The sequence below is a fragment of the Pseudoflavonifractor capillosus genome (genome assembly GCF_016899775.1).
Classification (GTDB): domain Bacteria; phylum Bacillota; class Clostridia; order Oscillospirales; family Oscillospiraceae; genus Lawsonibacter.
Map to the genome: position 1 here is coordinate 1 of NZ_JACJJE010000129.1, position 1,536 is coordinate 1,536.

The 1,536-nt window shown below is 48.6% G+C and carries 2 protein-coding genes; both read left to right on the forward strand.

Features of this window, described 5'->3' with window-relative positions; translation table 11 throughout:
* Positions 1 to 228 precede the first annotated feature (228 nt).
* Positions 229 to 786 (forward strand): sigma-70 family RNA polymerase sigma factor, encoded by a 558-nt coding sequence (locus H6B31_RS16580; protein ID WP_204899508.1) that lies wholly within the window; start codon positions 229 to 231, stop codon positions 784 to 786.
* A gap of 547 nt (positions 787 to 1,333) precedes the next feature.
* On the forward strand, positions 1,334 to 1,477 hold the full coding sequence (locus H6B31_RS16585) for a hypothetical protein (protein WP_204899509.1): 144 nt from the start codon (positions 1,334 to 1,336) through the stop codon (positions 1,475 to 1,477).
* Positions 1,478 to 1,536 lie beyond the last annotated feature (59 nt).

A 1,536-nucleotide genomic window follows, 5' to 3' on the forward strand; every position in this document is an offset into this window, starting at 1 on the left:
GTAGCTCCATAAGGGGTACCGCTCTATTGTAGGGGTGGCAAAATAACATTGGACGTGGGCTGCAAAAGAATTGCCGATACGATGGGTACAATAATGTAGCCATCCGTTTACTTGCGGTCCAAGTTTATAGCCCGTTTTTTAAATGGCCCTTCCCTAGGTGCCGCTCACCTCCAGCTTCTGAGATTTGTAATTTCATTTTCAAATTTCAGAAGAAACGGAGGTTATCTTGTGGCAAGGCGGTATTTTAGAAAAAAAGATCCGGCAGCTCAGGAGTCGAATCCAGAATGGATTGAGATGAGCGGCCAGGAATTCTATCGATTTATTACTTCCCCCGAAGGCCGGGGGTGTTTTTTTATTGATATGGAAGACGTTGTGATTGAGGCCCCCAAGGAAACCTATGAGGAATGGCGAAGAGAGCAATCACGGAAGAACTACCGTCAGAATCAGGCGGCGAAGATCGGAGTCAAGGTTTTGTCTCTGAACAGCGACGAGATTTCAGAAAGGGGAAGTGGAGTAGATGTGATTCCAGACGAAACGGTCCATGTGGAAGAAGATGCAATTCTGTCCTCGGAAATCCATGATCTTCACGCTGCATTATCCCAACTGGATCCCGTCAGTTATGGGCTTATCCATTCTTACTATTTAGCTGAAGACCATAAAACAGAAAGCCAGATTGCGGAGGAACTTGGGGTTTCTCAGTCTGCGGTACATAAGCAGAAAAAGAAAATACTGAAAAATTTAAAAAAGTGGTTATTAAATTACTCGAAATTCCGCAATAGAAAGTGAGGGGCGAAAAATGTTCTGCCGCTCGACGGTACTTTGAAAACTGAATATCCGGCAACGGGATACGTTAGTTGACGGGCCCCGAGGAGGGGACAGCGAAGCCGAAAATGCGCCAGGACCCGCCTGTGGAGTAAAGCTCCATAAAAAGACGGCTAAATAAGGCGGCGAGCGTGAATCCATTTTCGGCCTTCGAGTCTGGCAACTCGAAGTGCGATGACCCCGTCAACCTATCATGATACTCCTGCCCAGCCACAGCCCCGAGTGGAATCGGGATCACGCAATGGGGGCAGCTCGGAGAGATCCTCGGAGGGGTGAGATTCCCGTGACGTGCGCCAGCACGGTCCGTCAGTTGCCGCCCAGGGCTCGGGAAGTAGTGTCAAATAGAGCCGGTAGAATCAACAAGATGACAGCAAGATATGTTCCGCATCTGGCTATTTTAGAATAGAAACGCAACTGATTTGCGGAGCTGTCTTGTGTCAACGGAACGAGAGGGGCGGAGGGATCATACTTTCCGCCCCTCTCACACATACTCAAGAATGGAGGATGCTCCATGAAAGAAAATATCAACTACTTAGGAATGGTAAATCTGCTCCGGTCACTCCAGGCCGCCGGCCTGGTGAGCCGGAAGGAGGCCCGACAGATTGCTGCTCGTCTCAAAGCGGAGACTGGCGCGGACGTCATTGTTTCTCTCTGATTTTTGTGTCCTTTGGATATAGATATTTTAAACGGTTTCTGGTATTGTGTGTTGCAAAA